A 5,577-nucleotide genomic window follows, 5' to 3' on the forward strand; every position below is an offset into this window, starting at 1 on the left:
TTCTTTAGGAATTTATAAAAATCCCATCATTTCTTAGGAAATATAATTAAATAATAATTTATATGATATACAAATTATTGATATAAATAGTCATAAATTAAGATAAACTATCTATTAGAATAACATAATTATTGTTTTAATAGATAGTTTTGTTTTAGTTGAAACATTTTACATAATATATAAAAATATAAAAAACATAAATATAATGTATAAAAGAGAAAAAAATTACAATAGAGTATCTAAAAAATAATTATTTTAACAAATAGTCAATGTAAACATTAACATAATAAGAAAGTGCAAAGTAAAACATTGTATTTATTTATGATATAATTATAACATCATAATATTAACTTAATAGTATTTCTTAACTATTAAGTTAATATTGTTGATACACAACTTAGGGGGGATCATTTTGTATAAAAATAATAAAATGAAAAAAAACAATGAAGAATTAATCAGTCCAGTATTTGCGATAGAGGAATCTTCAAGATGTTTACTATGTTATGATGCACCGTGCTCACAAGCATGTCCAATAGGAACGAATCCAGCTAAATTTATTCGTTCACTTCGCTTTAGAAATCTAAAGGGAGCTGTTGAGACAATAAGAGAAAACAACATACTTGGAGGAGTGTGTGCCAGAGTATGTCCTACCAAGAAATATTGTGAAGGAGCTTGTAGTAGAACAAATATAGACAAGCCTATAGAAATTGCAAAGCTTCAAAAGTATTTAACTGATTATGAAAACGTTTTAGGATTGGAAATGCTAAACAAAGTAGAAAATAATAAAGAAAAAATTGCTATAGTTGGCTCAGGTCCAAGTGGATTAGCAGCAGCAACTAAATTAGCACAATTAGGATACAATGTGACAGTATTTGAGAAAAAAGAAAAATTAGGTGGTTGGTTAACTTATGGAATACCAGAAGAAAGACTACCTCAAGCAGTTGTAGATAATGAAATTAAATATATAAAAAATCTAGGTGTAGAGTTTAGAACTAATGTAAACATTGGAAAAGATGTTACTATAGATTCTTTAAGTAAAGAGGGCTACAAAGCATTTTTAATTGCCTGTGGAATGCAAAAGAGTAAAGAAGTTAAAATAAATGGTTCTGATTTAAATGGTGTAATTAATGGTACAGACTTTTTAGCAGAAGTAAAGTCAACTGGAGAATATAAACTAGGAAATAAAGTTATAGTTGTTGGTGGTGGAGACGTTGCAATAGATTGTGCAATGACAGCTAAGAACTTAGGTGCAGAAGATGTTAAAATAGTTTATAGAAGAACTATAGAAAAAATGCCAGCTGAAAGAAAGAGTATTCAAGAAGTAATTGATTTAAATATACCTATATTTACAGGCATTAAGCCTGGTGAAATTATTGGTGAAAATGGAAAGGTTTCAAGATTCAAAGGAACTGGAATGTTTGATGATACTAATTTAGATATACCTACAGAAAATGTTATATTTGCAATTGGACAAGAACAAGAAGAAGTAAATTCAATAGCTAATATAGAGCTTAATGATAAAGGAATGATATTAACTAAAGAATATGAAACTAATATTGATAGAGTATTTGCTTGTGGAGATATAGTTGAAGGTGATAAAACAGTTGTTTATGCACTTAAATTAGGAAAAGAAGCAGCAGAAAAAATAGATAAATATTTAAACGAGAAAGAAGGTGCTAGATAATGAGTATTATCAAAGACTTATCAATAGAATTTTGTGGAGTAAAATGTGAAAATCCATTTTTCTTATCATCATCACCAGTAGGAAATTGCTATGAAATGTGTGCTAAAGCATTTGAAGCTGGTTGGGCAGGCGTAATGTTTAAAACTATAGGTTTCTTTATGCCTAATGAAGTTTCTCCACGTTTTGATAGTTTAAGAAAAGAAGCAACTTCATTTGTTGGGTTTAAAAATATGGAACAAATATCAGATCATCCATTACAACAAAATTTAGATGATTTAAGAAGATTAAAAGAAAATTATCCTACTAAAGTTGTAGTAGCTTCAATAATGGGAGAAAATGAAAAAGAGTGGGAAGACTTAGCAAAGCTTGTAACTGAAGCTGGTGCTGACATGATAGAATGTAATTTCTCATGTCCTCAAATGACAAGTCATGAAATGGGTTCAGATGTTGGTCAAAACCCAGAACTTGTTAAAAAATATTGTGAAGCAACTAGAAGAGGTACTCATTTACCAATACTAGCTAAAATGACTCCTAACATAGGAGATATGGCAGTACCAGCTATTGCATCTATGGAAGGAGGAGCAACAGGACTTGCAACAATAAATACTATAAAAAGCATAACTGGCATTGATATAAATTCAATGACTGCAAAACCAGTAGTTAATGCTAAATCATCTGTCTCAGGATATTCAGGAAAAGCTGTAAAACCAATAGCATTAAGATTTATTTATGAACTTGTTAAGAATGAAAAATTACAAGGTGTTCCTATAAGTGGAATTGGTGGAATAGAAACATGGGAAGATGCTTTAGAATTTATATTATTGGGTTCAAGTAATCTTCAAGTTACTACTTCAGTAATGCAATATGGGTATAGAATAGTAGAAGATATGATAAGTGGGTTATCTCATTTTATGGAAGAACATGGATTTGAAAAGTTAGAAGATATGGTTGGAATAGCTGTTAAAAATATTATTCCAGCTGAAGATTTAGATAGAGAATATATAGTTTATCCAGAAGTTGATGAAGAAAAATGTTTAGGCTGTGGTAGATGTTACATTTCATGTTATGATGGTGCTCATCAAGCTATAAAATGGAATGTAGAGGAAAGAAAGCCGGAAGTAAATAAAGATAGATGTGTTGGATGTCATTTATGTGCACTTGTATGTCCAGTTACAGCTATAGGTAAGGGCGAAATAAAATTCAAAAATAATGGAGAAGAAAGAGAAATAATTCTATAAATTTTTTAATTATTCATTTATAATAATAGCTGTGTTAAAAATCCATAAGATTAAACACAGCTATTTTTATAACAAATATTAGATTATTTTATTCTTTTGGGAATTATAGAATTTTTGAAGGTTGAAATGCTTATAAAATCTAAGGTCTTATAGATTTTTTAATTGACAATGTACAATGAACAATTGACAATTTAGGATGAAATCACAACGTGATTTCCAAAAATATATTTTTTAAGAAAGCCAGTGGCTTTCAACCACAATTGTACATTGTCAATTGTAAATTGTTCATTGAAAGGTGGAACAGACCACTTTGCTTATGCATATAATAAACATTTTAATAAAAAATAATCTAAAATTAATATTATAGGAGGAAATAATAATGAGTTCATTATTTTCATTATCATTGACTACAGCAATACTTTGTGGTGCGTGGATGATAGGTGCTGATGCTGCAGGATTAATTGCTTGGGCGGGTTTTGCAGGTTGTACTACTTTTTTTGCAGCAGGTGGTAAAAAAGAGGGATTTAAAAGTGCTATATGTACAAATTTGAGTGGAGTATTTTGGGCAATGCTAAGTATAAAGGTATCAGCTATGTTAGGTTTTCCACAAGCGGGAGTAATCATGACAATAGTGACTACATTTTTTTTATGTATACAATCTAAAATTAAAGTACTTGCATTTATACCAGGAGCTTTTGTTGGATCATTTTCAACATTTGCAGCTAATGGAGATTTCATGAATCTTATACCATCATTACTTATTGGCGCAGTATTAGGATTCTTATGTGAATGGACAGGGGTTCTTTTATATGAGAAATGTGGAAAAAAAGAAGAAGCGTAGCTAAATTATTAAGAAATATAGTATATAAATTTCTAATAAAGAGAAAATTATAAATATATTCTATAAATTATTAATTATTAATCAATTTATAATTAGATAATGCATTGACAAATGATGAGAAGCTGATAAAATTACAATGTTAAAGGTTAAATTTTATATTGTGATTTCAGTCCAACATTAGGAGGAAAAAATGGAGAATAACAACTTGAAGAAAGAAATCAGTCTATTTATGGCTACTATGCTTGTATGTGGAAATATGATTGGTTCAGGAGTATTTATGTTGCCAGCAACCCTTGCACAGGTATCAGGACCGTTAGCAACAATAATAGCATGGGTTATAACGACTATAGGTTCTATATTAATAGCAATTTCATTTGCAAACTTAGGTTCTAAATATCCAGCTACTGGGGGGGCATATCAATATACTAAAGAAGCATTTGGAGAATTTACAGGTTTTTTAAGTGCATGGTTATATTGGAATGGTTCTTGGATTGGAAATGCTGCAATTATTGTGGCTTTATCTAGCTATAGTGCATCCATTATACCTGCACTTCAAAATCCATTAGCATCAATAATATACACTAGCTCATTATTATGGATTTTTACTATATTAAATATAGTAGGAGTTAAAGAAGCTGGAAAGATTCAAACTTTTGTTACTGTGTTTAAGATTGCATTTTTTGGAGTATTTATAATAGCAGCTTTCTTAAATTTTGATAAAATTAATTTAATGCCACTTATGCCACAAGGAAAGGGATTATCTACAATTCCATTAGCGGCAACATCAACATTATGGGCATTTGTAGGCTTGGAAAGTTCTACAGTTACAGCAGGAGAAATCAGAGATCCAGAAAAAAATGTTAAAAAGAGCACAATATATGGAATGATAATAGCATCTGTTATTTACATATTAATAAGTGTTGGAAGTATGGGAGCTATGTCAAATCTACAGCTTTCAACTAGTACAGCACCACTTACAGACATATTAACTAATATATTTGGACACTCAATTGGTAAAGGACTAACAATCGCAGTTGTAATATGCATTCTAGGAACAACAATTGGATGGCTATTATCAACAGCTAGAGTTTCATATGCAGCAGGAATAGATGGAGTGTTTCCTAAATTTTTTGGTAAATTACATCCTAAGTATGGAACTCCAATAAATTCATTGATAGCTGGATCAGTATTGGTAAATATATTACTTGTGATGAATTACCAAAAGAACATGGTATCTGCTTTTACGTTTATAACTATATTAGCAACATTGTCATTTTTACCTGTTTATTTATTAGCAGTAAGTGCAGAAATGATGCTTATGTTTAGAGAAGAGCAGAAATTTAATTTTAAAATATTTATAAAGAAATCAATAATACCTCTTTTAGCATTTGCATATTCTATATGGACTATTTATGGTTCAGGAGCAGAAACTGTAATGTGGGGATTCATACTGATGCTTATCGGAGTACCATTTTACATTTATAATTATTATAATAATAAACAAATATCTTAGTTTTAGATTTGGTTTGTTTTATGTTTTTATTATGTAATTGCATTAATATATGATATGAAAATTATAAAAGCTTATATGCTGAAGGCATATAAGCTTTTAAATATATACTAGTTAATTGTGAAAAATTATATAGGATTAAATTTATAAAAAAATATCACCTAGTATACAGTGGTAATGAAATAAAAAATCAAAACTTTGTAATAAAATCATTTTTAAAGTATAATTAAAAGTGATTTTATTTAAGAATTGTTTAAATACGTGTTAATATATGAAATAGATGAAGTGGCATTGTAATTGGACT

Annotated in this window: 4 protein-coding genes; all 4 read left to right on the forward strand. The window is 29.0% G+C overall.

The genetic code is table 11. The features are described 5' to 3' along the window. Positions 1-430 precede the first annotated feature (430 nt). The 4 genes from NG904_RS14115 to NG904_RS14130 all read left to right on the forward strand — a co-directional run bounded on the left by NG904_RS14115 (position 431) and on the right by NG904_RS14130 (position 5,276). Positions 431-1,684 carry an FAD-dependent oxidoreductase gene (locus tag NG904_RS14115; protein ID WP_252232384.1) on the forward strand — a complete coding sequence of 418 codons (1,254 nt, stop codon included), beginning with the start codon at positions 431-433 and terminating at the stop codon, positions 1,682-1,684. Then, positions 1,684-2,922 (forward strand): NAD-dependent dihydropyrimidine dehydrogenase subunit PreA, encoded by a 1,239-nt coding sequence (gene preA, locus NG904_RS14120; RefSeq protein WP_252232232.1) that lies wholly within the window; start codon positions 1,684-1,686, stop codon positions 2,920-2,922. Before NG904_RS14115 ends, preA begins: the two co-directional genes overlap by 1 nt. A gap of 379 nt (positions 2,923-3,301) precedes the next feature. Continuing rightward, entirely contained in the window at positions 3,302-3,763 is a 462-nt protein-coding gene (locus tag NG904_RS14125) for a DUF1097 domain-containing protein (protein ID WP_252232234.1), read from the forward strand. Positions 3,764-3,953: 190 nt separating this feature from the next. After that, positions 3,954-5,276 carry an APC family permease gene (locus tag NG904_RS14130; RefSeq protein ID WP_252232236.1) on the forward strand — a complete coding sequence of 441 codons (1,323 nt, stop codon included), beginning with the start codon at positions 3,954-3,956 and terminating at the stop codon, positions 5,274-5,276. The last annotated feature ends 301 nt before the right edge of the window (positions 5,277-5,577 follow it).

It is taken from the genome of Clostridium sp. ZBS15 (assembly GCF_023845705.1).
Taxonomy (GTDB): domain Bacteria; phylum Bacillota; class Clostridia; order Clostridiales; family Clostridiaceae; genus Clostridium; species Clostridium aquiflavi.